Origin of the sequence: Chitinophaga skermanii, assembly GCF_003259335.1 — a bacterium.
Taxonomy (GTDB): Bacteria; Bacteroidota; Bacteroidia; order Chitinophagales; family Chitinophagaceae; genus Chitinophaga; species Chitinophaga skermanii.
Window position 1 is genome coordinate 244,007 of the sequence record NZ_QLLL01000004.1, and the last position, 26,968, is coordinate 270,974.

A 26,968-nucleotide genomic window follows, 5' to 3' on the forward strand; every position below is an offset into this window, starting at 1 on the left:
GACTTTCCTTTGTTAGAATTTTACACCGAATGTTGCGGCGACCGTTCCCATTCGTATATCGCTTACACCGCCATAATTAGCAAGCGTACCCTTCGGTTGTGCTATATTAAAGCTGTAATAAGGGATGCTACTCATCGTATGCACATATGTAAGATCGAGGAATACACCATGCTTTCTAAAGCCTACACCGCCCGAAATCTTTTTCGTGCTACCATCGGCATCGCCAAAGTTATAAGGTGAACCATTGTACGCGAAACCGCCTCTCAATGCTAACCAATCGATCTTTAACTCGCCGCCAATGCGTGTGTTAAAGGCGCTCTTGTAGTTTTGCTTGATTTCAGCGTTCAGTACATTTTGGTTATACTTTTGTTCTGTAATGCGGTAATGAGTGGTGGTATAATCGATATACTCTACATCTGCGGTAATAAAGCCTACTGCTTTGGGCTCAAATTTCCTGGTGCCAAATATATAAGATACGCTCGCCAACGCCTTGTAAGGTGTGCGGTATTTGTAAATCAATTCTGAAGGATTGTTACCGTAGAAGTTGCGGGTGGCGGATGACCTTTCCGAAGAGCCATCTACTTCGAAGTTCTCGGTATTGGTTATCATCACGTTATCGTTTGTAGTCACCATTTGATACCAAGTAGGTGTGTGAAAGGCTGCGCCAATTCGAATGCTGCTGGTAGGGGTGTAGATGACGCCGAGTTTTACATTATAGCCATCACCTTTGGTTTTCTGCTTAACTTGGTATTCCCAGAACGCAAATTCGTTATCATTTACGCCAGAAATATCATCTTCCGAATAAGCGCGTTCCTTTTTATATGTGAGGTTTTCATTGGCTACGGTTAAACCAAACATCCATTTATCACCATAATTAGCTGCTACAGCGGCCGATAGTTCATAAGAAAAGCCTTTCTCCGTTACCCGGTCAATTTGCAATAAGCCATTTGCGGCATTTGCACTGGAATACCAATCACTATTACCGTTGAGTGTCATGATGTCGAGTAGGTAAGTAGCTACCCCTAGTTTAGCCCCATCGGAATATAATTCGTGTGTATAATCGCCCAGTACGTGGTTAACGGTTGCTGTTTGGTTTCGAAGGTCTTGCACCCATTTGTCGGTCATCGAATACCTGTAGTTATCGCCTTCTAGGTACGTTTTATTGGCAAAGTTCGTTGTTGGGGTGAAGTTGATACCCAATGTGAAGCTACGCCAGTTCGTTCCTGCTGCTTCGCCGAGTGGTAATACCAAGCCTGCGGCTGGAATGGTAAGCAAACTACGGTCGTTCGAATAAGTTCCTTTTTGATTTAAATTGTCTGAAGTATATGGATACGCTGTTTTATTCGTAAAGAAGTTGAAGCCGGGCGTTATGCTAAACTCGCTGGTTTTAAAGAATCCCAAGCCTGCTGGGTTTACGCCTGCCGCTGAAATATCACCACCCAATGAACCCATGGCACCGCCAATGGCTTGGCTTCGTGCAGTTCCTGTGGCTTGGCGTTGTGCAAACTTAATACCATCGCTGGCTTCTTGTGCGTGTAGGCTGGAAACGAATGTTAGGCTAATAAAGGTGATAAGGACTTGCTTTGTAAAGTTGTACATCTGTTCTGTTGGCAATAAGTTGATGGTAAAAAATACCCCGTCTCTATTAGAGACGGGGTATGGTCATATGTAATGATTTCGAAAAGTCTACAAATTATCCCCTACGTACTCTTACCGGTGCTGATCCACCGCCTGAGCCGCCAGTAGAACCACCTGAGCTACCGCCCCAAGATGATCTGGAAGGTGCTGATGGTGTGTAACTAGGTTGACTTGGCCTAGAGTTGTTGTTGTTTTGGTTCATCCAAGATGGATTACTGCGGCTGTTGTTATCAACACCCCAGTTGCTACCCCTGTTAACTCTTGCAGGAGCATAGCCATTGCTGGTACGATTAGGAGCAGACATTGTACGTTCCGTATTACTGCCGGTGAACACTCTTCTAGGTGCACTAGCGCCAACTGTGCTGGCGGTGTTACCCATTGTTCTAGCAGTTGGATTCGGCGTATAATTTCTCCTATCGACACGCGCTGGTGCGTAGCCGGTATTGCCCCATTTATTATCAACTGTTCTTACGTAAGAGCTATTACGATTGTTCGGGTTTTTCACGTAGTAACCTCCACCACCACCATAGTAGTAATGTGGGTAGAAACCACCACCGTAAAATCCGCCACCGTACCAAGGATTATAGAATGGATCGTAGAAGCTATTATAGCCCCAACCGAAGCCAATATTCATATAAAACCCTGATCTGAAGCCATAGTATGGATAACCATAACCCCAACCGCTACCCCAGTATGGGTTCATGCCCCACATGCTACCGTAGTACGGGTTACCCCATCCCCAGTTGCCAAATGAGCCATTCGACCATCCACTAGCATAACCGGCATTATAACCATCCCAGTAGCTACCGTTATAGTCGTTGCGGAAACGGTTAATACGGCGAGAATAATCGCCATCGTCACCATTACCATTTACATACGAGGCATTTCCATCGTCGTCGTAAGTAACATACTTCGCCGTTTCGCTGTCATCAGGTTTAGACTGTTTACTCGCAGCATAAGCCTTCTTAGACTGACCAGGCGAATAGTATACATCATCTGTAGTTTTCGCTGTTTTCTGGGAAGACGAGCAACTGCTGAGTAAAATCAGTAACGCACCTGCCCCGTAAAGTATAGGTTTCATCTGCATTTAATTTATAGTGTAAATTTACGAAAAATAAACGAAAATTTTCGTTGAAAATTGCTAACGGCAAAGGGCTTTTATTATCTTCGCACACCAGTAAAGTGTAAAGCAGTTTTCTTCGGTCAATTTCCTTTCACTTTCCTGTTTAAATATATAACAAAAATTACACCAATTAAATGAATTTTCCATGCAGTGTTTAGGCATTTGATGGTAGTATGACAATGTTTTGGATGAGTGGTTCGATCAATTGTTAAACCCTTGCTAAAACCCTATGTCGAACTTGTTTATTTGGTGTAAACGGAAAAAGCATTCTTAATTTTATGAGTAAAGAAATTACAGCTCGTTCGCAAGATTATGCGAAATGGTACAACGACCTCGTGCTAAAAGGTGGTTTGGCCGATTATTCAGCCGTTCGTGGTTGCATGGTCATCAAACCGTATGGCTTTGCGCTGTGGGAAAACATGCGCGACGTATTAGACAGAAAATTCAAAGAAACCGGTCACCAGAACGCTTATTTCCCCTTATTCATACCCAAAAGCTTTTTAAGTAAAGAAGCCGAACACGTTGACGGCTTCGCGAAAGAATGTGCCGTAGTAACTCACCACCGTTTGATGAACGATCCTAACGGCGGTGGCGTAGTCGTAGATCCTGAAGCTAAATTGGAAGAAGAATTAATCGTTCGCCCTACGTCTGAAACGATTATTTGGAACACATATAGAGATTGGATTAAATCTCACCGCGACTTACCACTTCTCATCAACCAATGGGCTAACGTTGTTCGTTGGGAAATGAGAACCCGCTTATTCTTACGTACGGCGGAATTCTTGTGGCAAGAAGGGCATACCGCCCACGCTACGGCTGAAGAAGCGATTGCAGAAACCGTGCAAATGCTGGATGTATACGCCGATTTCGCTGAAAACTTCATGGCTGTGCCGGTTGTAAAAGGTGTTAAATCGCCTTCTGAACGTTTCGCCGGTGCGGTAGATACTTACTGTATCGAAGCATTAATGCAAGATGGTAAAGCGTTACAAGCAGGTACTTCTCACTTCTTAGGTCAAAATTTTGCCAAGGCTTTCGATGTGAAGTTCTCTAACAAAGAAAACAAACTCGAATACGTTTGGGCTACCAGCTGGGGCGTTTCTACTCGTTTGATCGGTGCTTTAATTATGGCACACAGTGATGATGAAGGATTGGTATTACCTCCGAAAATCGCGCCTTTGCAAGTTGTTATTGTTCCTATCTATAAAGGTGAAGAACAAAAAGCTGCCTTAGATGCCCGCGTACAAGTTATTATGGACGAGTTGAAAAAAGCCGGTATCCGCGTGAAATACGATGATAACGACAATGCCCGTCCAGGATGGAAGTTTGCGGAGTACGAATTGCAAGGTGTTCCAGTGCGTATTGCACTTGGTGCACGCGACTTGGAAAACAACGTGGCAGAAGTTGCCCGTCGTGATAAGAAAACAAAAGAAAGCTTATCATTAGATAACTTGAGCGGTCAAATCATTGATTTGCTTGATGATATCCAAACAAGCATGTTTAACAAGGCCAAAGAATTCCAACAAGCCAGCATCACAAAAGCCGATACCTTCGAAGAATTCCAAGCTATTCTCGATGGAAAAGCCGGTTTCGTAGCTGCTCATTGGGACGGTACCGCCGAAACAGAAGAAAAAATCAAGGAGCTCACAAAGGCTACCATCCGTTGTATTCCTTTGAACAACCCGCAAGAAGAAGGAAAATGTATCTTAACAGGTAAGCCTTCCAAAGAACGCGTTTTGTTCGCAAGAGCATACTAAGCATATTACACTCATCCCGGTAATGCACGCATTACCGGGATTTTTTTATCCGCACGCCAAAATTTAACCCAAACTATACCTGCTTCTGTTATCTTTACGATTTCTTGTAAAAATTCATTTAGCTTAACATACGTAATTTGCTAGTAAAGAATTATATTAGCCTAATGCCCGCACTTCGTTACATAGCATTTGTGCTGCTCGCTTCATGCCTTTTAACCCGCACCGCGAAGGGGCAAGGTCTTCTCATACGTAATTACAATGTAAAAGATGGTTTAACCAATGCCACTGTAAATGCCGTTGTACAAGATATGGATGGCTTTATATGGTTCGCCACTCCCACAGGCGTTAGCCGCTTCGATGGGAAACGATTCCGTAACTACGCAAAAAAAGACGGCCTGCCAGATAATGAAGTCATTAAACTAGCTGCCGACTCTAAAAACCGCGTGTGGTTCTTTACCTACAGTGGCAAACTTTCTTTCTATAGCAACAATTATATTCATAACGAAAACAACGACTCGTCGTTAGTATACGATAGCCGCGGATTCCACATGTTATACGCTTTCGAAGAAAAGTCGAAAATGACATGGTTTCATACTTCTGCAAACAAGGTTAGTCGCTATAACGGGCGCAAAACAGTACATGATGATAGGTTAGGGGTGGTTGACTTGTTCTACTGGTTGAAGATGGATACCTTGTTTAAACCCTTACAACAATATTTCCCTTTATCTAGCTTACTCGAACTCAATGAAAGGTCGCCCGAAGTAAGTGTACATGCCTATTATGGTAATATGGATCGTGAGTTTTCAAATCGAGTAAAGTCACATCCTGTTCTTATTCTTGGTAACGACTTATACACCTATAACGCGAAAGCGATTACTCCCTTCCTCCGTGGTCGCGACATGGGCATTCGCGATGAAATAAGCAGTGTTTGTATTGATCGAGATAACCTTTGGATTGGAACACAAAGAGCGCTATACGTCATTCGCAATTACTTCAAAGGTGAAACAAGAATTAGTAAACTACTTGAAAATCATTATGTAACTTCAATCCTAAGCGACCGCGATGGTAACATCTGGATAACCACTTATGGTGATGGTGTATATTATATTCCAAATAAGAACTTCTATTTCAGCTACCTAGATAATACAAATGGTCTTTACTCACATTCTGTATTCAGTGTGTTCAAAAATGGTAAAGTATCAGATTTACTATTAATCGGCCAAAATGCAGGTATTTTAACCACGATGGATAATCGAGGTAATACACGTCAACTTAGTTTGGATTCTACAGGCGGTCGAAATAGTGTGCTGAATATGATTCCCGCAGCAAACAAGTCGGATGTACTGATTAATACCGACAATGCTGTGTATTCTTTCGACTTGCTCTCCCAAAAAATTCGCCTATTACAATCTATACGCGCAGTACGTGATATCGACGTAAGCACAACCGGGAAAATAAGGATTGCCACCTATAACCGTATTATTACCTTACCGGCAAATACCCAGGAAATAGCACCGGCCGATATCTTAATCACTTCCTTGGCTTCTTTAGGTGATAGCGCTTATTATGTAGGTACGAATAACGGGTTGTATATCGGTAAGGAAAACGAACCATTTGTAAGCTTAAAAGATAATGATAGCCTCTTACGGCATAGCATAAAGGACTTGAAACTGGTTAACGGCAAATTATGGATAGGAACGAGTGACAATGGTATTTGCGTGATGGAAAACCGGAAAGTAATCAAGCAGTTTACTACCCGCGACAACCTAACGAGCGATATTTGCCAACAATTGTACTACGATGGCGGCAACCGCTTGTATGTAGCCACCAATAAAGGTGTTTCCGTATTGAACACGAACACCATGGAACATATTGGCAACATTACTTCTAACGATGGGCTTAACTCCGACGACGTTCGGAACCTGTGTAAATCGGGCGATACCCTGTTTATTGCCACTTCTAATGGATTATGTTACTTCAACGAGGATAACATCCCGGTAGACTCCATTCCGCCGAAAATCTACTTAAACGCCATCCGCTACGGCGATAGCACGTATTACATTACCGATAACTCCTTCGAACACCTCTTTGAAAGAAAAGGCTCGTTCGAGGTAGAATTTGGTGCAATAGCCTTCGACCAGCCGGATTTAGTAGAATACCAATATAATTTCTCGAATGACACTGCCCGTGGTTGGGTAACCACCATGTCGAATATCATTCCGTACCCGAACTTGCAACCAGGGCATTACCAGTTGCTGATTCGTGCCCGGAAATTTAAGAGTAATTGGGGAGAGCCCATTACCTTATCCATTAGTATTCAACCACAATGGTACCAAGAATGGTGGGCGAGGGGTATATTGTTCGTACTTGGTTTATTGGTGATAACATTGGCTTTGCGGTTCGTAATCAGCAAAATCAAAGCTTCAGAAAAAAGAAAAACAGAATATAACCGCCGGATAGCAGAATTGGAGGCCAAAGCTTTAACCAATCAAATGAACCCGCATTTCATCTTCAACAGCTTGAACTCGGTGCAGCATTTGATCTTGGAGAAAGAAGAAAAACAAGCCTTGAATTTTTTGGCCGATTTTGCTACCTTAATGCGTCAAATGTTGAATAATTCGAGAAAATCGTATCTTTCATTAGATGATGAGATTGCATTTCTCACCCGTTACTTGGAACTGGAGAAAATACGTTTCGCAAGTTCCTTCGTATATCACTTCGAAATAGAACCGGCACTCAAGGAACATACCGTGTATATTCCGCCGATGCTTATTCAACCAATTTTAGAAAATGCGATTAAGCACGGCTTAGCGCCTAAAAATGGGAATGGCAACTTATTGGTGCGTTTATGGATGAAAGAAGATTTGTTGTATTGTACTGTGGATGACGATGGTATTGGTTGGGAACGCTCTAATAGCATTAAATCAGGTAAATTAATGAAACATGAATCAACAGCCTTAAGTGTTATTAAAGAAAGATTGCAGATTATAAAATCTTTTAATGGAAGTGTTGGAAAGTTGGAAATAATTGATAAATTTAACTCTGGATTCAGTAATAAGGAAGGTACCTTAGTTGAAATCCTAATTCCCATTGTAAAGATGTTATGAGTATTATTAAAGCTGCCATTGTTGACGATGAGGTCCGCAACATACATATCCTGCGAAACATTTTAGAAAATTACTGCAAGGATGTAAAGGTGATTGGCGAAGCACAGAATATCCATGAAGCCGCAGAGATGATCAAGAACAACCCTATCGATGTATTGTTCCTGGATATTGAAATGCCCCCGCATAACGGTTTTCAATTATTGGAAATGTTCCCCATCTTAAACTTTGAAGTAATTTTCATCACCGCATTCCAGGAATATGCCCTGCAAGCTATTAAGTTTGCAGCCCTAGATTACTTGCTTAAACCAATTAAGGTTAGCGAGGTGGAAGACGCATTGGAAAAAGTGAAGAAAAGCAAAAAAGGTCGCCTCAACGAACTTGCTTCAATCTTGAAAGATTATGTGAAGAACAACGACAATGCATTCTCGAAGATCGTTATCCCGGTAAATGACGGGTATAATGTGATAGACCTGAAAGACATTATTTATTGTGAAGCCTTCGACTCTTACACCAAAATTCAATTGATCAACAACGTTTCTCACCTCATTTCAAAATCTTTGAAAGAGTATGAAGAAATGCTGTCCGACAAAGGATTCTACCGTGTACACAAATCCTTCCTTATCAATATTCACCATATCGTGAAGATTATTAAGGGGCTCGGCACTGCCGTGGTAATGAGCGATCAGAAAAATATTCCTATCTCTTCCCGTAAGAAAGACGAATTCTTTACACAACTGAAAGGTGTAATCAACTTATAAAGCTCCGCTTACATTCTTAACTAGTAAAACGCGACGAACTATTTTAACCAAGTGACCTTGGTTGAAATAGCTCTTCTGTATTTATATCCCTACTAACTTCATGCCCTCCCAAAATCAAGAACGCCCCGGTATATCGTAAACCGAGGCGCTCCATCCTAACCTATAAAACCTATATGAAAACCTATGATTAATTACCTTGATTGGTATTAATATCGTAGTAATAAACACTATTACCACCATTCGCATAAATACCTTCTAATCTCACTTTACCACCCGGCTGTAAGGCCGATTGTAACTCTTCAATTGTATTAATTTGTTTCGAATTCGCTTTCAGGATAATAAACCCTGGACGCATCGACGTCTGGTTTCTTAAGATACCTGAACTGATCTTACTCACCAATACACCCCCGTTTAAGCCCACTTGTTGCGCCTGGCGGGCAGGAACGGTGTATAAATCAGCGCCTAAACGATCAATCACATAATCTTTTACAATATCCGTTGTGCCTTCGCGGTTCTTCAACACGGCATTCGCTGTGTATTCTTTGTTGCCACGGAGGTAGGTAATACTTACTTTATCGCCCGGTTTGTAACGTGCTAGTTGCTCGTTCATCGCCGAACCCGTAGGGGTGGTTACCCCGTTTATTTTCGTTAAAACATCTCCTTTGCGTAAACCAGCATTGGCAGCTGCACCGTTCGCTGTAACGTCTTGTACAGATACACCGTTTGTTTCACGGGTGATGTTTAATTCGCTTAATTGTGCATCATTCAATCTCGCAGGGTCAATATAAGTTAACCCCAAGAAAGCACGCTGCACATTGCCATACTTCATAATATCATCTACCACTTTCCTAACAAGGTTTACGGGTATTGCATAAGAATAACCGGCGTAAGAGCCTGTTGGCGAAGCGATGGCAGAGTTTATACCCACTAATTCGCCCGATGTATTAATCAATGCGCCACCACTATTACCCTGGTTCACCGCCGCATCCGTTTGAATGAACGACTCAATAGGGCTGATGTTGCTTGTACCTACACGGTTAATACCAATGTTGCGTCCTTTTGCACTCACAATACCGGCTGTTACCGTTGTTTCTAAGTTCAAAGGATAACCTACGGCCAATACCCACTGGCCAACCTGCACATCATCGGAATTACCATACAATAAGTACGGCAAGCCTTTGGCTTCTACCTTAATAACGGCTAAGTCGGTATACGGATCGGTACCAATCACCTTTGCACCGTAAGTTTTATTATCATTTAATGTAACGCGGATCGTATCGGCATTGTCAACCACGTGGTTGTTAGTAACGATATACCCATCGTTCGATATCAACACGCCCGAACCAGATGCACGTTGACCAGGAATTACATACTGCCTACGGCCACCGCCGTTGTAGTCTTGTTCCTCGTCGCCGAATAACTCGTCGAACCAGGAACGTTGACGTTGCTGTTGCAGGTTATTCGACACCTTGCGCGCGTTGGTAAGTGTTTTAATATGTACCACACCCGGTACTGCTACCTTGGATGCATATGTAAAGTCGAAAGTGGCGTTATTACTATCGCCGTTCATAGCATTCGGGATGTAACTGGTGTAGTTAACCGGGATTGCGTCGGAACCATTCTGGTAAACCCCAGGCGTGCGTGGTGCCATATACTTGCTGTAAACAAACACTGAGGCAAACGCTGTAACGCCCGAAATTAAGATGGTTGTCATTACTTGCTTGAATCTCATATTTTACCTGGGTATTTAAAAAACATTAATTACAATTCTTCCTATACTCATCAAATTCTATGCTCTTTGATTCAAATTTAAAGACTCCGTTTAATGATGTACCGCGGTAGCAAACACTTTAACAGATTATTATATAATTCGTTAAAGTAGTATAAAAATAGGCATAAAAAAGGCTGCCATTTTTAGTAGGCAGCCTGTCATTGTAACAATATTTTCAGACAAAATGTTATGAAAGCGCTTGCAAGAAATGCATCGTATCTACACCATCAGCATAATCGGTTAACGATGGTTGTTGTGCATGGCCAAAAGGCGTTACATTCCTCGCTACAAGGCATTGTAAATCGGGATGCTGTTGTAATTCAACGGTTAATGCTGCTGCATCTTCGTAGAAGGCATAGTTTAACACGCTTAATGGCGAGAACAACGACTCGTGCTCGTGCAAAAGAATGTTGCTGTTGCTCATATAATAGTCGTGGTTCAATAAGAACAACGCCAAGTGGTAATCGTAGTTGTTTTTGTACTTATGATGGTCGGCTAAGTAGCTGTATTTACCCAATGCTTTCAACAATGGCTCGAAGTTATAGCCTTGTGGTACAAACACTTTGGTTACGTTTCTACATCCCAAGCCGAAGTAAATCATAATATCGTCGGCGAGGAAGTTCAATTCCTCTTCCGTTTCTTCGCCGGTAAGGATAGCGGCAGAAGTACGGTTACGACGAATGATATGCGGGTATTTAGAAAAATAGTACTCGAAATAGCGGGCGGAGTTATTACTGCCGGTAGCGATGTAAGCATCACATCCTTTCAAGATTTCCTCGATGCTGGTTAATTCGGCTGCTTCGGGGTACCATTCCGCAATTTTCTCGATAATATGGCGCATAAGCGTTTCGTCTTTGCTAGATAGCTTAATACGTACTTTATGGCCGCTCAGGAAACCGCACATCCAGTCGTGGAACCCAACCAGCGGAATATTACCTGCCGCCACAATGCCTACCGTTTGCTGTACTGCCGGGCTACCCAATTGAGGATACATCAACAACCAAGTTTGTAAAGCTTCTTCTTGCAAGAAATACCGGCAAATGTTGTTTACAGACAAGTCAATGAACTCCTCCGTAAACCAACCATTGATATTGTACGCCTTGCGTTTCGCTGCTTGCCAGGCATTCAACTCCCATGCATCTGCTTTCGATTCACCGCTTTCTTCCCCGTTTGCCCCTAAATACTTACCTAAACGAACCAGTGCCGCTACTTTTTGCGCTATATTCATTGAATGTTAAATAAATTATTCGTGTAAATTAGCAAGTGATATTACTTGCTGCCAGTTATAGCGCAAAATTAATGGCTTCAAGGCTAAACAAAAAGTTTATCACGCGCCTTGTTCGTATTACATAAAAAAAATTCATGTTTTTAAATGGAAGAAAGGCTATTTTTGTCGCTGAAATATTGGCTTTACTACAAAAATTAAATAAGTTAAACTCATGGCAATTAAGATAACCGACGAATGTATTAACTGCGGTGCTTGTGAACCCGAATGTCCGAATAACGCGATTTACGAAGGTGGTGTAGAATGGGCTATTGCTGATGGTACAACTGTTAAGGGTGCTTTCGTTTTAATGGATGGCTCTACAATGGATGCCGACCAACGTAATACGCCTATTAGCGTAGATACTTACTACATCGTTCCAAATAAATGTACAGAGTGCCAAGGTTTCCATGAGGAACCACAATGCGCTGCTGTATGTCCAGTTGACTGCTGCGTACCGGACGAAATGTACCAAGAAACAGTAGATGAATTGATCGCTAAGAAGGATAAAATGCACTTTTAGTTATCCGTCATAACAAAATATTATGCCGCCACAAGCGGTTCAAAAGAAACGCCTGGTACTACACCGGGCGTTTTTTTATACCGATACTGTGGTTATACCGTATAACCAATTTTTATTACCAGTTTCTATATACCCTTTCTTACCTTCGTTATGATATTTCCAATGGTTTTAATATAACTCATTAACCCATGGCTTTAAAAATTAACGACGAATGCATTTCCTGCAATGCATGCATTTCCGAATGCCCAAACAGCGCCATTTATGAAGGCGGTGTAACGTGGGCCTTGGCCGATGGTACGCATTTACATGGTACCACTACCTTACTAAACGGTCAATCCTGGGATGCCGATGAACGGCAAGCCCCACTTTCCAACAACGTTTACTACATCGTACCTAGCAAGTGTACAGAATGCCAAGGCTTTCATGAAGAGCCCCAATGCGCAGCCGTATGCCCAGTAGATAGCTGTGTAAGCGACGATGTGTATATGGAAACCGTTTCCGAGCTCATTGCGAAAAAGGTATTCCTACACGGATAACCCGCTTCATGCAATATTTTGGATGCCCCGTGCAAGATGGAAGCACGGGGTTTTCTATTTCCCGGTAGTTTTGATACATAACCTCAATTAAAGTGTATGAACAACTACGTACCACTATTACTCACTATCACCCTGATTGCTTCCTGCCAGCAATCACCCGATTTAATCGCCACGAAACAAGCCATTCGCTCGGCTGATAGCAGTTTCTCGGCGTTGTCGAAGGAAAAAGGGCATAAAACAGCCTTTCTTTCTTACATCGACAGCTCCCAAGGCACGCTATTACGCCCCGGTAGACTTCCCTTTACCGGGCTAGCTGCTGTTGCCTTACTTACCAAAACGAATGATTCTGGTCAAACGCTCACCTGGGAACCGTTGTATGTAGATGCGGCCGCCTCCGGCGAATTAGGCTATACCTACGGCACCTACAAATTTGTATTGAAAGACACCACCATTACGGGTACTTATTGCTCTATTTGGAAAAAGAATACCCGGGGCGAATGGAAGTTTGTGCTCGATACGGGCACATGAGGAGGGTAGTAGTGCCTACATCTCTTGAAAAGGCAGTTAAAAGGCTCCCCAAAGTGTAGGCTAAGTTTTTCAAAGGCTCCTTAAAGGCATTTCAAAGGGTTGTTAAAGGCTTTTCAAAGGCAAGTCAAAGTCTTTCAAAGGCTCCCCCTAGTGTTTTCAAGGGTTTTGGCCGATTTTCAAAGGGTATTCAAAGGGTCGTCAAAGGCTTTTACTTTTTTACCGCGGTAACGACCCATTCGTTGCCGCGGTTTTTTGTGCGCCAATGAAAAGAATATTACAAATTATTTTTTCATTTAACGGTTTGATATATCTTTTTTAAATTCGGGCTCTTTATTTTTGCCTTTTACTATTATCAATATGAAGAAAAACATTGCGCTCGTTGCTGGTGGCTATTCCGGAGAATATGTTGTATCTCTCAAAAGTGCCGAAACTATTTACAACAACTTAGACAAGAATAAGTACAACGTGTATAAGGTGATTATCACCAAAGAAGGTTGGACATACACCACGGCAGCCGGGAACGCAGTGGAAATTGATAAGAATGATTTCTCTTTGACGATCGATGGCCAAAAAATTACGTTCGAAGCAGTATACATGACCATCCACGGTACACCCGGCGAAGATGGCTTATTACAAGGTTATTTCGAAATGCTGAACATACCCATTACTTGTTGTGGCCTTGTAGCGTCTGCACTTACATTCAATAAAAGCTATTGCAATAAAATCGTGGCTACCTTGGGAACAAGCATGCAGGTAGCTAAGTCGGCCCATGTATTCCGCGATCAGCCTTATGATGTGGCATCTATTTTGCAGGACTTGACCCTGCCTTTATTTGTGAAGCCCGCTGAAGGTGGATCGAGCATTGGCATGTCGAAAGTAAAAGAAGCGAGCGAATTGCCGGCTGCTATCGAAAAAGCCTTCAAAGAAGATAAACAAGTATTGATCGAAGAGTTTATCGTTGGCCGTGAATTTACTTGCGGCGCCTATACCAGTAACGGTGAAGTAATTGTATTGCCAATTACAGAAGTGATATTTACAAGAGAGTTCTTCGATTTTGAAGCAAAATATACGCCTGGCTTAACGAAAGAGGTTACTCCTGCGGAAATTCCTGCGCCAACAACCGCTACAGCACAAGCAGCTATTGCACAGATTTACAAAGCGTTGAATTGCAAAGGCGTGGTGCGTATCGATTTTATTTGGAATGAAGCCGCGAATAAGTTGTACTTTTTGGAAGCCAATACCACACCCGGTCAATCCGAAACCAGCATCATTCCGCAACAAGTGCGCGCTGCCGGTGGCGATTTAACCACTTTCTACGGGGCACTCATCGAAGAATGTTTGCGTAAGTAATTTTTAGAATATAGCACCCTGCCTACAAAAGGCCGGGTTATTAAAACAGAAACAAGTGTTTGATTTCATTACAAAAAGATCCTTTGTCGTAAACTTACTCGCTGCCATTGCTTTAGCGGTAGTGCTAGCGTTAATTTTCTTTGGCTCGTTGGGGTTCCTTACGCGTCACGGTGAATCTATCACCGTACCCGATGTGCGCGGTAAGAATATTAAAGAGGCGACAGAAGCACTCGAAAAAATGGGTTTCGAGGTAGAAGTACGTGACTCTATCTTTATCGATACCATTCCGCCATTAACGGTATGGGAACAAGCCCCAAGCCGTGGCGAAGTGGTAAAGGTGAATCGTACCATCTATCTTACTATCAATAAGGTAGAACCACCAATGGTGGCAATGCCAGAGCTGGAAGGCTTAACTTTCCGTAGCGCAGAAATGACCTTACACAGCCGTCGACTCAATGTAGGTGATACCATTTACAAACCCGATATCGCTACCAACTCCGTTCTCAAACAAATGCTGAATGGGAAGCCTATCAAAGCAGGTGCTATGGTACCAGAAGGTAGCGCCATTACGCTTATACTTAGTAGCGGCCCAGGTAACTACGAAAACCCAGTGCCTGCCTTAATCGGCCTCACTTTCGTAGAAGCAAAAGCCCTCTTAGCCGGTAGCAACTTAAACCTCGGTACCGTATTATTCGAAGGGTCTGTGAGTGATACCGCCAACGCTTTTATCATCCGCCAATCTCCATCCACTAAAAACGCCATCGGCGACCCGAATATGATTCGTGCCGGTATGAGCGTAGATGTATGGATTTCATCAACAGCACCGGAGGTAGATTCAAGCGAAAACTAGCAACCATTTAATTCCCTTATTTTTGTATTCTCATTAAAAATCAACACATGGAAAATATTACAGCAGAAGATTTAAAACAACGCATCGATGCCGGTGAGCAATTGAACATCGTAGATGTAAGAGAGCCACATGAACACGCAGAGTTCAACATAGGCGGTACTTTGTTACCACTCGGTGATATCCGTTCTATGCAAATCGATGCTATTGAAGGCTTACAAGATCAAGAAGTGATCGTGTATTGCAGAAGCGGCAACCGTAGCGGTCAAGCTGCTATGGTGCTCGAAACAATGGGCTTCACAAACGTTAAAAACTTAGTAGGTGGAATGTTGCATTGGCAAGAAAAATATGGCCAATAATGCACCCATTACAATAACAAGAAAAAAGGCTAGGAAATTTCCTAGCCTTTTTCTTTTCTATACATATCTTCTCTATTATCCACCGATAACAGCTGTTGCTTCAATTTCTACTAAGTAACGAGGGTCGATCAAGGCCTTTACTTCTACCATGGTGGTCACCGGCTTAATGCCCGCAAAGAATTCACCATGTGCGCGGCCAATTTCTTCCCATTTCGAAATATCCGTTACAAACATTCTCGTTCTTACCACATCGTGCAATGTAGCGCCTGCCTTTATTAAAGTAGCTTCTATTTTAGCGATAATGAATTTCGTTTGTTCGTAAGGATCATTTTCACCCACTACGTGCTCGCCATCGGCTGCTACAGTACCCGATAATTCTATCGTGTTGCCAATGCGTACTGCGCGCGAGTAGCCTACGTGGTTCTCCCAAATGGCGCCGGAAGAAAAATTGGTGCGTGTCATGTTGTTTTATTTAGGTTGTTGATGCGTTTCGAAAAAACTACAACTACCGCCTACCCAACTAATATCGTCATTGAAACTTACGCCTATCATTTTACCCTTACTAATCCTTGCTAAGTTGTGTACAAGGGTAGGGCGCTCTGCTCCATCTTCCCAGAAATACATTAAGCGTATTTCTGCAATTGCTGGGCCTGTAGGTGTTTCCACTACTGGTGCGTATTGTACTTTCTTTTGTAGAATCCAATTCTCCGGGTCTTCAATGGCTTCAATGTCTGCTGCTTGTACGTCTATTTTTACGCCTTGTCCCGCGAAGGAGAAGAGGGGTTTTAACACGTAGTTTTCCAAGTCGGTAGGTATTACAGGCAGCTCGTGTAAGAACCATGTTTTGGGTACATAATCGCTATGTATAAACGGCATGGTGTACTTGCTAATCCTATAAAACCAATTCGGGTGAGGCACCCAAGTAACGTCGTATTCTTGGAATATGTTAATGAGGCCCGGTAAGCTGTCTTTCTGTTGCTGAAGATCGTCGAATATAACGCGGTTGTATATACGGTGAATTGGGATTCTTACATCTCCTTCTTCGTAATACAACTGCCTACCTTCATGCTTCAAATCGGAAATACACAATATTTTGATGCCCAGTTTTTGAGCGGTAATGTGAAAGTCGATATATGTTTTCTGTGCCTTTGGTCTTACTTCTAACAATACTACATTTTCCGGGTTTTCATTCGCCACGATGATGCGTTTCAACAAGGCGTAATACGTGTCTGTATCGTAACCATGGAAGAAGTTATTTACATGGTCCGGGATATGGAAGTGTTGCTTGAAGGCGCTGGCCATGGTGTCTTGAAAGGCAAACAAGGAAGGGAATCCTTGTAACTCTATAAGTTGTGGAACAAGCTCGCCGGCAGCGTTTTTGCACACGGCAAAATCCACGACTAAACAATGCGGGTGCTCGTTCTCATTCGGCACACGCAATTGATCCGGGATGGCATTTTCTGTGATAGCTTTGAAATCGGCGCGTTGTATAACGTTAATGATTTCTTCGCCGGCTTGTATCATTTTACCGGTTAAGTCGGCAGGAATGAACACCGGGGTTTCCGCGATGCGGAACACGGGTGTTAAGCCGTTTTCTTGCCAAATCGTGCGCAAAAAAGCGTCGTAGGCTTCTTTTGTAAAGTTTTGATTATATGTCGATCGGGTGGCCGGGATCATGGTCTGCGTTTTTAAGGGATACTACTCTTTCATTAGCAATTATATAGCCAAATCAAGCAGGTACAAGGCGGTTATTTGCCAAGGCAATATTGAGAAACGCGGGTAGTAGTTTGTCGTGCGTTAACATGATTTTATCTGGATCGTCGAGCTGTTCTAACATGCTCGTGTATTTCTCTTCCCCATGATCACGCACTACGTTTTCCTTCTTAGCGGGTTGTAATAAGTATTTAAGCATACCGTTCGCATCTGCTTCCGGGTGAAACTGTGTTCCTACGGTGTATTCATTGAAGCGAATAGCCATCGTAGCTCGTTCTAAAGGAACATGCGGCCTTTCTTTCTCAATCGCCAATACTTCCGCTCCCATGGCAGCAAGACGCTGCGTATTTAGTTCAATTACTTGCCAGTTACGGCTATCTACAATATAAAATGGATCGGGTAGGGAACCGAACACCGGCTCGGTATTGCCTGCTGTTGTAGGATGCACGGGGAATACGCCAAAAGCAGGTGACCTGCGCTTACATACATTCCCTAGTTCAAAATGCCTGCAAAAGATTTGGTAAGAGTGGCAGATAAGAAAAATATACTTCTTTTGGGTATGCGTTTCATTCCATTGCATCAACTCGTTCATCAACCCAAAATAGCGTCGCTCCCATTCGCTGCCCTCACTTTCAACAGGGCTACCAGGGCCCCCGGTGGAAATGTACACATCGTAACTGGTATCGGCCATTTGCAATTGTTGACGAACCTCAAACTCATCCAGTTGCATATCCACTTCCTGTTGCGCAGCAAAGGCATGCAATATCTCCCTGATACAACGCATACCTTCATTCGGTACGCCTTCGTACATATCCAAAATAGCAATTTTCCAAAGTTTCTTAGTGCCGCTCATAGCTGCAAAGTTACGAATTGTTGCCGGGAGATGGGAAGCAAATTTCTCGCTTCCTGTTGCTAGGTACGCGCTGGTAGCGCGTTATATTCCTTCTAAAAATTTCGCTTGTATAAAATCTACTACTGCTTCTAATTGCTGCGTTTCTTCAAATACCTTCAATTGCTGGTCGGCACCGGTACCATTTTCTAAGATCTTATGCGTGTAATCGATCGTACTACGGATACCCAATTCATCTACCACATCATCAATAAAGTTCAGTAACTCGTAAATCAATGAACGGGTGTTCACTTCAATTTCTTTACCAAAGTCGATCAAGTTACCATCAATACCATACCTCGAAGCACGCCATTTGTTTTCATTAACCAGCGAGCGGTTGTAAATAATGAAGTTGAGGTTCTGCATGCGCAGCTTGTAAATTTTCGCACTAACGGCTTGGAATAAAGCCGCGAATGTAATCGTTTCTTGCACGGTTAATGGCACGTCGCAAATACGGAATTCCACCGTATTGAAGAAAGGATGTACGCGGAGGTCCCACCACACTTTCTTCGCATTATCGATACAATTGGTTTTCACCAACAACTTAATGTAATTGTCGTATTCTTCTATGCTAGCGAAGTAATCGGGAATCCCGGTGCGGGGAAACTTATCGAATACTTTCGTTCTGAACGATTTGAAGCCCGTGTTCCTACCTTCCCAAAAAGGACTATTGGTACTTAAAGCAAAAATATGGGGTAAGAAATAACGAACAGAATTAGCAATATGTAAGGCAATATCACGGTTTTCCATGCCAACGTGCACGTGCAAACCGAAGATCAGGTTAGAACGGGCGGCATCTTGCATTTCATTCACAATCTCGTAATAGCGAGGGTGATCGGTGATCAATTGCTTTTCCCATTTCGAAAAAGGGTGTGTACCGGCAGCGCCGATGGTAAACCCTAATTCGCCGGCAATATTGGAGATGGTTCTACGTAAAGAGGCAATATCTTCATGCGCTTCATCAATACTACGGCACACTTGTGTGCCCACTTCCACAACTGCTTGGTGCATTTCAGCCTTCACCTTATCATTAATCAGGCGATGGGCATGTTCTACTATTTTCTGCTCGTGCGAACGGAGTTCCCTCGTTTGAGGGTCCATTATCATATACTCTTCTTCTATCCCGAGCGTTAAGTTCTTGAAGTCCATTATACTGCTAAGTTATGCCATTTAATACGCTAAAAAATCGGTTTAGCAACATATTTATATTTCGCCGCGTAAGGGTTGTTGTAAAACGGCATGTTGCATGTATTTACCCCAAGTGAGGTTGTCTTTTCCGGGTGCATGTACCAATGCTTTTTCTATAGCAAATTCGGCTGTTGTGTTTACGATCCATTCGAAATTGCTGGCGCCCACGCTTTGTAAGTCGGCGTCGGGAACGGGGTTGCAAAAGTCGATGGCGTAAGGAATGCCGTCTTTCACAGCAAATTCCACGGAATTGACATCGTAGCCTAAATATTCGTTTAATGTAACGGCATATTGGGCCACGGTTTTCAGTAAACGTTTATCTACATCGTAGTGTGCATGGTAGCGTTCGGCATGAGGCAAGCGAGGATCGTAGTGCATGGTATGCACTTGTTTGCCGCCAATTACATAGCAACGGAAGTAGGCATCGAACAGGATTTCTTCCTGTAGCATCATCACGAGTTGATGCGTTTGCCCGTATGTTTCGAAGAATTGGTTTTCCGTTTCAATACGGTATACATGTTTCCAGCCGCCCCCAGAAAAGGGTTTCAAGTAGGCGGGAAAGCCTGTATAGTTGAAAATTTCTTGCCAATCCATCGGGTACGACAGGTTCCTAAAAGAGGTAGGCCCCGTATCGGGTGGCCGTTGGAAAGAAGGTAGGAGCGCGGTTTTAGGAACAGGTATATGAAGGTGATGCGCGAGTGAATTATTGAAGAACTTTTCGTCGGCGCTGTTCCAAAATGGGTTGTTCAGCACCGCTGTGCCGGCTAAGGCGGCGGTTTTGAGATAGGCACGGTAAAACGGAACATCATGCGAAATGCGATCAACAATTACGTGGTAATCGTTTTGCATGCCTTGCAACACTTGGCTAATATGTACGGCTTCGGCTAAGCATCCTTTGTTCATGCTGTTGATACGTTGGATGAGTGCCGTTGGAAAGCTGTTTTCCATGCCGAATAGGATACCGATTTTTTTCATGGATAACGTTGGATATGGTTTGGTTGCTTACTTGATAAGTGATAAGTAGTGTGGAAACATCTCCTTCCAAACAGGCCAATCGTGGCGGGTTTGAGGACGAATGTCTAACCAATGTGCGATGTTTTTAGCATCTAGCACACGACTCATATATTCATTTTGGCCACGACTAATGTCTTCTTCCGCTACGCCGAGTATAATACCCATTCTCCATAAATCAGGATGCTCGTTGTCGGGCATGTAATCGATGGGATTGTTGAAGTATACATTATCGTCGTAGTGATCGTCGACCCGTGGTTTAATATCGAAAGTACCACTCATCGAGAATAGGTACGATACATTTTCCGGGTGTTTGAAAGCAAAATTGGAGGCATGGTAGCCACCGAAACTACAACCGGCAACGGCAATGCGTTCGTAACCGGTTTCGGATTGAATACGAGGTAGAATATCATTGAACAAAAGATCGTCGTAACAAGCATGGTTATAAGCACGCTTGGCGGCTGGAATATGGCGATTATACCAGCTGTCGGCATCAATACTGTCAACACAATACAACTGGATTTTGCCTTGTTCAACAAACCAACGCGCACTTTCAATTAAGCCACGGTCTTTGCTTTCGTAATATCTGCCAAGGGAAGTCGGGAACAAAATAACAGGATAACCTTGGGCGCCAAACTTCAACATTTCGAAGTGCCTGCCCAAGTGGTTAGAGTGCCACTTGCTATAGTTTTCAATAAACATAGAAGCCGTTTAATAGGATAATGAGGGTATCTATCCAAATATAATTTTTTAGTGCGACATATCCCGCATTTTATCAACCGTTTATAAAGAATATATACACTGTTTTAGTGGTGTTTTTAATGGTAATATGGTGCTTCGTTGAAGTTATCGACTACGTTAAAGAAGGGAAATGGGCTTGCAGTATGATAATTTTTTATAAATGATTGAAGTAGTGTGGTTTATAAGGTCGGTCAATGCCGTTTATAATATCTTCTAATGTTCGTCTAATGGTCTTCTAATGTTAGTTCAATGTTATTCCAATGTATTGGATATATTCCGGGTATATGTTGGATATACCCGGCGTATAATGCCGCTTTTAACAGCAGTTATCCTATTAGTACTTGGTTATTAAGGTTTTGTTCTGATTTCGATGTTACCACCGAAAGCTAAGATCGGGGCCATCCTTGCCAATCGTACAGCTTCTTCCTCGTTGAGTGCAGCAAGGTGGATGATGCTGATAATTCGTAACCCATCACTGTAAATGGCGCCTTTTTCGGCAGGAGCGGAAGTGTTTTGGATAACAAGCCCTTCGGCTACCACAGGAGAGCCGGTAAGGTAGTGATGCCCGGCTTTCCATTCAGCCAGTACGCGGTCCCAACCGGCGTGGATGCTGTCGATGTTTTGTTTTGTTAGCTTTTCGGGGTTCAATCGAACCAGTAAAACATATTCTTTCATGGTGTTTTGTTGTGCTTTTGATGTGGAAGGAATGAAAACAGTTAGCCCTACGATAAGCAGTGCAGTAAGGACGACTTGTAAGCGGGTACCAGGTTGCATAAAGTTTAATTTATACCACAAAACTACCTGGGATAGGAGAGGTGAAATTGTAAAAAATCATTGAATGATGCTTACCACAGTTCGATGCCGGCATCGGCGATGGCTTGTTGAACGAGTTGAACACGTTGTGCTACGGTTTCTAAACCGGTGAGATAGAACTTGGGGGCAGGTTGTTGTGCTAGCCAAGCTTGGTGGGAGGAAAGGGATTAAAAAACCGGCTAAGCATGGTGCCCAGCCGGTTCAAATATATGACAAGGTGTAATTATCCTTTCAAGATTTCGTGACCAAGTTTATCACGTTTCGTTTGTAGGTAACGCTCGTTGTGCGGGTTGGGCGAGATTTCGATTCCTACGTTCTCAACAATTTCCAAACCGTAACCACTTAAGCCGGCGCGTTTACGCGGGTTGTTGGTGATGAGGCGGATTTTAGAAATACCGAGGTGACGCAAGATTTGTGCACCCACACCGTAATCGCGTTCGTCCATTTGAAAACCAAGTTCTAGGTTTGCTTCTACAGTGTCTTTACCTTCTTCTTGTAATTTGTAGGCATGTAGTTTATTGAGCAAGCCAATACCACGGCCTTCTTGGTTCATATACAATATAAGTCCTTTCCCTTCTTTCTCCACCATTTCCATAGCAGCCGTTAATTGTTCACCACAATCGCAACGGAGCGAGTGAAGGATATCGCCGGTAAAGCAGGAAGAGTGAACGCGGAGTAATACAGGTTCGTCTTTGTCCCATTCGCCTTTTTTCAACGCCATGTGGGTTTCACCGGAGTTCTTTTGTTTAAAGGCGATAAGTTCGAAATTACCGTGCTTGGTAGGCATTTGTACGCGTACTTCCTCTTCAATTAAAGATTCTGTAGCCAAGCGGTATTCGATCAAATCTTTAATGGAGATAAGTTTCAAGTCGAACTTAGCGGCAATTTCGCGTAGTTCTGGCAAACGAGCCATTGAACCATCTTCATTCATGATTTCCACTAATACACCAGCCGCTTCGAAACCTGCTAAACGAGCAAGGTCGATCGTAGCTTCGGTATGACCAGAGCGACGGAGAACACCACCTTTTCTCGCTTTTAGCGGGAAGATGTGGCCGGGTTTACCGAGGTCTTCGGGTTTAGTATCTTTTGAAATCAAAGCTTGGACCGTTTTGGCCCTATCGTGTGCAGAAATACCGGTGGTGCAACCATGGCCGAGTAGATCTACTGAAACTGTGAAAGGTGTTTGGTGTAGGGCGGTATTATCACGAACCATCAAATCGAGGCCCAATTCTTCACAACGTTCTTCGCTGAGTGGCGCACAGATTAGCCCGCGGCCATGGGTACTCATAAAGTTGATAATCTCTGGTGTAACATTACGTGCGGCAGTAATAAAGTCTCCCTCATTTTCGCGGTCTTCATCATCCACTACTATAACCAGTTTCCCGTTTTTTATATCTTCTATTGCAGATGCTATACTATCCAACATAAAATTCTCCTATAAATTGATTCGCAAAGTTACGGGATTATTATGTTAGTTCATTAAAATGAGAGGAGGGGTACTGTTAAAATGACATAAATATTAAAAGAGGGTGATATGAAAGTCACGCCGGGCAAGCCACTGCAAGGTGACTTCAATTCACCTCTATACAATTACTTACAGAACAATTATATACATATATTTTCCATAAACAATTTGAAAATTGCGAAATTCTTTGATTAATGGTTAAACAAAAAATAGGCAATAACAGTTAAATCAAACTAGTTGTTAAAAAATTTAACATAGGAATGTAAAAAAATAAACAGTTAACGATTTGTTAATTTTTATTTAGGCATTTACCAAGTTTAATTCGCAACTTTGCGGCACAAATCAAATCTGTTGTTATGGGATTTAAAAAACTACTTATCACTTTCCTACTTATGATGGGGGTTGTTACCACCTTTGCCCAGGTGACGACCAGTAGTATGCAGGGCGTTATCAAAGATTCAAAAGGCGAAGGTTTATTCGGCGCCACGGTTAAAGCAACACACGTTCCATCTGGAACTGTTTACGGTACAACTACACAATTGGAAGGTCGTTACACGATCCCGAACATGCGTGCCGGTGGTCCGTACAAAGTAGAAGTGACCTATGTAGGTTACACTGCGCAAACTTACAATGACATTCAATTGAAATTGGGTTCTGCGTTCAAATTAGATGCAACTTTAGGTGAAGACACTAAAACATTGACTGAAGTGAACATCACTGGTCAACGTAATGGTTTGATTAACCCGAACAGGAATGGTACTTCAACGAACATTTCTCGTAACCAAATCGACAACTTGCCAACTGTAACACGTAGTGTTCAAGATTTTGCTCGTTTGAGCATGCAAGCTAGTACTTACAGCAATGGTTCTGATGGTTCTCCGATGGGTATTTCTTTCGGTGGTCAGAGCAACAAGTACAACCAATTCGCGATCGATGGTGCTAACACTTCCGATGTATTTGGTTTGTCTAGTTCTGGTACAAATGGTGGTCAATCTGGTGGTAACCCGATCTCTATCGAAGCTATTGATCAGATTCAAGTAGTTCAAAACCCTTATGATATCAAACAAGGTGGTTTCACCGGTGGTGGTATCAACGCTATTACCAAAAGCGGTACTAACAAATTCCAAGGTTCTTTGTACGGTTTGTACCAAAACCAAGATTTAGTTGGTAAATCTCAGAGCGGCGGTAAATACGGTAACTTCAATAACAAAATTTTTGGTGCTACTGTAGGCGGTCCGATCATTAAAAATAAATTGTTCTTCTTCTTGAACTACGAGAGAGGTAAACAAGTAAGCCCAGTTGATTTCAACCCTGCTGATCCTAGCACAGGTGGTTCTGCTTGGTCTACAACAACTTTACAACAAGTATCAGATATCTTGAAAAGCCGTTACAACTACGATGCTGGTAGCTATACTGATCTTGAAAAAGAAAAACCATCTACTAACTTCTTGGCGAGAGTTGACTGGAACATTAACGCAGTTCACAAATTAACAGTTCGTCATAGTTTGATGGACGCTAGTAACATTCTTGGTTCAAGAAGCCGTTCTGGCGCTATCTATAACAACTCATTCTATTCATTCCCTTCAACTTCGAACAACACTACAATCGAGTTGAACTCTTCATTCTCTCCAAGAATGTCGAATGAATTGAGAATCGGTTTCAACATTACACAAGACAGAAGAAAATACTTAGGTGATCCATTCCCTTATATCAGAATTAACGACGCTGGCGGTTCTACGTTAACGATCGGTGCTGATAACTCTTCTCAAGTAAACAAATTGAACCAAAAAATCTGGACCATCACGGATAACTTAACACTTTACCGTGGTGCACACACCATCACTTTTGGTACAAACAACGAGTTCTACAACATTCAGAACGACTTTATCCAAAATAACTTCGGTAACTATACGTACGCTTCATTGGCAGACTTCGTTAACAATGCTAAACCAAGTGCATACCAAGTTACTTATACGACAGCAGACCGTAACTTGAGAGAAGGTATCAAGTTCAACGCGATGCAATTAGGTTTTTATGTTCAAGACGAATGGGACATCTTATCTAACCTCCGTGTAACAGGTGGTTTACGTGTAGACATCCCTGTCATCAACACAGATCCTATCGTGAACGAAGCATTTGATAAAAACCCAGCTTTCGCAGGTTACTCAACTGCTACATTGCCTAAAACTAGGTTGATGTTCGCTCCAAGAATTGGCTTCAACTACGATGTATTTAAAGATGGTAAAACTCAATTACGTGGTGGTACCGGTATCTTTACAGGTCGTGTGCCTTTCGTATGGATCTCTAACCAATACAACAACAACGGTAGCTTATATTCTAGCGTAAACTTACGTTCTACACCTGCTAGCTTCACTTTCAGACCAGATCCTAATAACCAATGGACATTGGATGAAATCTTAGCATTGCCTGGTGGTGGTTCAGTTACTCCGTTGAAAAACAACGTTAACTTAACTGATAAGAATTTTAAATTCCCACAAGCTTGGAAAAGCAACATCGCAGTTGATCAACAATTGCCTTGGGGTATCATCGGTACAATCGAAGCGAACTACTCTAAAACACTTAACAATACAACTTGGGAAAACATCAACATCGTAAAAGATGGTGACAAAACGATCGACTTAGGTGATGGTCCTCGCCCAATGTGGAAAGTGAACTCAACTGATTACGACCAAGTAATCGTGTTGAAAAATACAAACAAAGGTTACGCTTATAACTTATCTACAGAATTCACTAAAACTACTAAAAACGGTTTATTCGCGAAAGTAGGTTACTCTTACGGTGAATCTAAAGCATTGAACGACGGTACATCTTCAACTGCTTCTTCTAACTACCGTTTCTCTCCAAACACTTTGGGCTTAAACAACCCAGAATATGGTTACTCTAAATACCGCATGGGTAGCCGCGTTGTAGGTGTGGTGAGCAAAACTTTCCGTTACGGTAAAAATAAAGGTTGGGCTACTGGCGTAACATTGTTCTACAATGGTCAATCTGGTACTCCGTACTCTTGGGTATACTTCAACTCTGGTGCTAACGATCCTACCGGTGATGATACTGGTACTAACGGTAACAATGACCTCGTTTTCATTGGTACGAAAGCACAAGTACAAGCTATGAACTTCATTGATATCGTATCTGGTGGTCAAGTAACAGTTACAGCAGCACAACAAAAACAAGATTGGGAAGATTATATCTCTAACGATAAATACTTGTCTAAACACCGTGGTGAAGCTGCTAGCAAATACGCTGCAAGAACACCATTCGAACACGTGTTTGACTTCAAATTCGTACAAGATTTACCAATCGTAAAAGGTCACAAAATCCAATTAACTTTCGACGTATTGAACGTGGGTAACATGTTGAACAAAGAATGGGGTCGTACTTACTTCATTTCTAACAACGTAGCTACACCATTAACAATCACGAAATCTGGTGGTGTAACTGCTTACCAATTCAACAAAACTGCACAGTTGAACAATATCGACGGCGATTACAAAGCTTACTATATTAACAACTTCACATCTCGTTGGAGAGGTCAAATAGGTATCAAATACACTTTCAACCAATAATCG

At 42.6% G+C, this 26,968-nt stretch carries 22 protein-coding genes; 10 read left to right on the forward strand and 12 right to left on the reverse strand.

The window, feature by feature from the left end:
- Positions 1 to 12: 12 nt before the first annotated feature.
- Complete coding sequence (locus tag LX64_RS11685) at positions 13 to 1,599, reverse strand: OmpP1/FadL family transporter (protein WP_111597837.1); 1,587 nt, start codon at positions 1,597 to 1,599, stop codon at positions 13 to 15.
- Positions 1,600 to 1,693: 94 nt separating this feature from the next.
- Positions 1,694 to 2,719, reverse strand: coding sequence for a hypothetical protein (locus LX64_RS11690; RefSeq protein WP_111597838.1), 1,026 nt, complete (start codon positions 2,717 to 2,719; stop codon positions 1,694 to 1,696).
- Positions 2,720 to 3,039: 320 nt separating this feature from the next.
- Between LX64_RS11690 and proS the strand changes: the two genes are divergently transcribed.
- From proS to LX64_RS11705, 3 genes are all read left to right on the forward strand, one after another.
- Positions 3,040 to 4,515, forward strand: a complete 1,476-nt coding sequence (proS, locus tag LX64_RS11695) for a proline--tRNA ligase (RefSeq protein ID WP_111597839.1) — start codon at positions 3,040 to 3,042, stop codon at positions 4,513 to 4,515.
- Between the two features lie 164 nt (positions 4,516 to 4,679).
- Positions 4,680 to 7,622 carry a sensor histidine kinase gene (locus LX64_RS11700; protein WP_111597840.1) on the forward strand — a complete coding sequence of 981 codons (2,943 nt, stop codon included), beginning with the start codon at positions 4,680 to 4,682 and terminating at the stop codon, positions 7,620 to 7,622.
- Complete coding sequence (locus tag LX64_RS11705) at positions 7,619 to 8,380, forward strand: LytR/AlgR family response regulator transcription factor (protein WP_111597841.1); 762 nt, start codon at positions 7,619 to 7,621, stop codon at positions 8,378 to 8,380. Before LX64_RS11700 ends, LX64_RS11705 begins: the two co-directional genes overlap by 4 nt.
- Before the next feature lie 187 nt (positions 8,381 to 8,567).
- On the opposite strand, the gene LX64_RS11710 is transcribed toward LX64_RS11705, so the two are convergent.
- Both LX64_RS11710 and LX64_RS11715 read right to left on the reverse strand, forming a co-directional pair.
- Positions 8,568 to 10,112, reverse strand: coding sequence for a trypsin-like peptidase domain-containing protein (locus tag LX64_RS11710; RefSeq protein WP_111597842.1), 1,545 nt, complete (start codon positions 10,110 to 10,112; stop codon positions 8,568 to 8,570).
- A 226-nt stretch (positions 10,113 to 10,338) separates the two neighbouring features.
- Complete coding sequence (locus LX64_RS11715; protein WP_111597843.1) at positions 10,339 to 11,379, reverse strand: acyl-CoA reductase; 1,041 nt, start codon at positions 11,377 to 11,379, stop codon at positions 10,339 to 10,341.
- Positions 11,380 to 11,590: 211 nt separating this feature from the next.
- On the opposite strand from LX64_RS11715, the gene LX64_RS11720 reads away from it, so the two are divergent.
- The 6 genes from LX64_RS11720 (at position 11,591) to LX64_RS11745 (ending at position 15,558) form a co-directional block, all read left to right on the forward strand.
- Positions 11,591 to 11,938 (forward strand): 4Fe-4S dicluster domain-containing protein, encoded by a 348-nt coding sequence (locus tag LX64_RS11720; protein WP_111597844.1) that lies wholly within the window; start codon positions 11,591 to 11,593, stop codon positions 11,936 to 11,938.
- Positions 11,939 to 12,126: 188 nt separating this feature from the next.
- Positions 12,127 to 12,474, forward strand: a complete 348-nt coding sequence (locus LX64_RS11725; protein ID WP_111597845.1) for a 4Fe-4S dicluster domain-containing protein — start codon at positions 12,127 to 12,129, stop codon at positions 12,472 to 12,474.
- Positions 12,475 to 12,570: 96 nt separating this feature from the next.
- Positions 12,571 to 13,002 carry a Cif family virulence factor gene (locus tag LX64_RS11730; RefSeq protein WP_111597846.1) on the forward strand — a complete coding sequence of 144 codons (432 nt, stop codon included), beginning with the start codon at positions 12,571 to 12,573 and terminating at the stop codon, positions 13,000 to 13,002.
- A 357-nt stretch (positions 13,003 to 13,359) separates the two neighbouring features.
- Positions 13,360 to 14,352, forward strand: a complete 993-nt coding sequence (locus LX64_RS11735; RefSeq protein ID WP_111597847.1) for a D-alanine--D-alanine ligase — start codon at positions 13,360 to 13,362, stop codon at positions 14,350 to 14,352.
- Between the two features lie 55 nt (positions 14,353 to 14,407).
- Positions 14,408 to 15,202, forward strand: a complete 795-nt coding sequence (locus LX64_RS11740; protein WP_111597848.1) for a PASTA domain-containing protein — start codon at positions 14,408 to 14,410, stop codon at positions 15,200 to 15,202.
- Between the two features lie 47 nt (positions 15,203 to 15,249).
- Complete coding sequence (locus LX64_RS11745; protein ID WP_111597849.1) at positions 15,250 to 15,558, forward strand: rhodanese-like domain-containing protein; 309 nt, start codon at positions 15,250 to 15,252, stop codon at positions 15,556 to 15,558.
- A 75-nt stretch (positions 15,559 to 15,633) separates the two neighbouring features.
- On the opposite strand, the gene LX64_RS11750 is transcribed toward LX64_RS11745, so the two are convergent.
- The 8 genes from LX64_RS11750 to LX64_RS11785 all read right to left on the reverse strand — a co-directional run bounded on the left by LX64_RS11750 (position 15,634) and on the right by LX64_RS11785 (position 23,339).
- Complete coding sequence (locus LX64_RS11750; protein ID WP_111597850.1) at positions 15,634 to 16,020, reverse strand: RidA family protein; 387 nt, start codon at positions 16,018 to 16,020, stop codon at positions 15,634 to 15,636.
- A gap of 6 nt (positions 16,021 to 16,026) precedes the next feature.
- The gene (locus LX64_RS11755) at positions 16,027 to 17,235 is read right to left on the reverse strand and encodes a hypothetical protein (RefSeq protein ID WP_111597851.1); all 1,209 of its coding nucleotides are present in this window, start codon (positions 17,233 to 17,235) and stop codon (positions 16,027 to 16,029) included.
- A 52-nt stretch (positions 17,236 to 17,287) separates the two neighbouring features.
- Positions 17,288 to 18,124: a type 1 glutamine amidotransferase gene (locus LX64_RS11760; RefSeq protein WP_111597852.1), complete on the reverse strand. Its 837-nt coding sequence runs from the start codon at positions 18,122 to 18,124 to the stop codon at positions 17,288 to 17,290.
- Between the two features lie 81 nt (positions 18,125 to 18,205).
- Positions 18,206 to 19,309, reverse strand: a complete 1,104-nt coding sequence (locus LX64_RS11765; RefSeq protein WP_111597853.1) for a carboxylate-amine ligase — start codon at positions 19,307 to 19,309, stop codon at positions 18,206 to 18,208.
- Between the two features lie 54 nt (positions 19,310 to 19,363).
- Positions 19,364 to 20,323, reverse strand: a complete 960-nt coding sequence (locus LX64_RS11770; protein ID WP_111597854.1) for an ATP-grasp domain-containing protein — start codon at positions 20,321 to 20,323, stop codon at positions 19,364 to 19,366.
- A gap of 27 nt (positions 20,324 to 20,350) precedes the next feature.
- Complete coding sequence (locus tag LX64_RS11775) at positions 20,351 to 21,061, reverse strand: alpha/beta hydrolase-fold protein (RefSeq protein WP_111597855.1); 711 nt, start codon at positions 21,059 to 21,061, stop codon at positions 20,351 to 20,353.
- Between the two features lie 387 nt (positions 21,062 to 21,448).
- Positions 21,449 to 21,874 carry a YciI family protein gene (locus tag LX64_RS11780; RefSeq protein WP_111597856.1) on the reverse strand — a complete coding sequence of 142 codons (426 nt, stop codon included), beginning with the start codon at positions 21,872 to 21,874 and terminating at the stop codon, positions 21,449 to 21,451.
- A gap of 262 nt (positions 21,875 to 22,136) precedes the next feature.
- Positions 22,137 to 23,339 (reverse strand): bifunctional 3,4-dihydroxy-2-butanone-4-phosphate synthase/GTP cyclohydrolase II, encoded by a 1,203-nt coding sequence (locus LX64_RS11785; RefSeq protein ID WP_111597857.1) that lies wholly within the window; start codon positions 23,337 to 23,339, stop codon positions 22,137 to 22,139.
- Positions 23,340 to 23,734: 395 nt separating this feature from the next.
- Between LX64_RS11785 and LX64_RS11790 the strand changes: the two genes are divergently transcribed.
- A complete protein-coding gene (locus LX64_RS11790) occupies positions 23,735 to 26,965 on the forward strand; it encodes a TonB-dependent receptor (RefSeq protein ID WP_111597858.1) in 3,231 nt (1,076 codons plus the stop codon).
- The last annotated feature ends 3 nt before the right edge of the window (positions 26,966 to 26,968 follow it).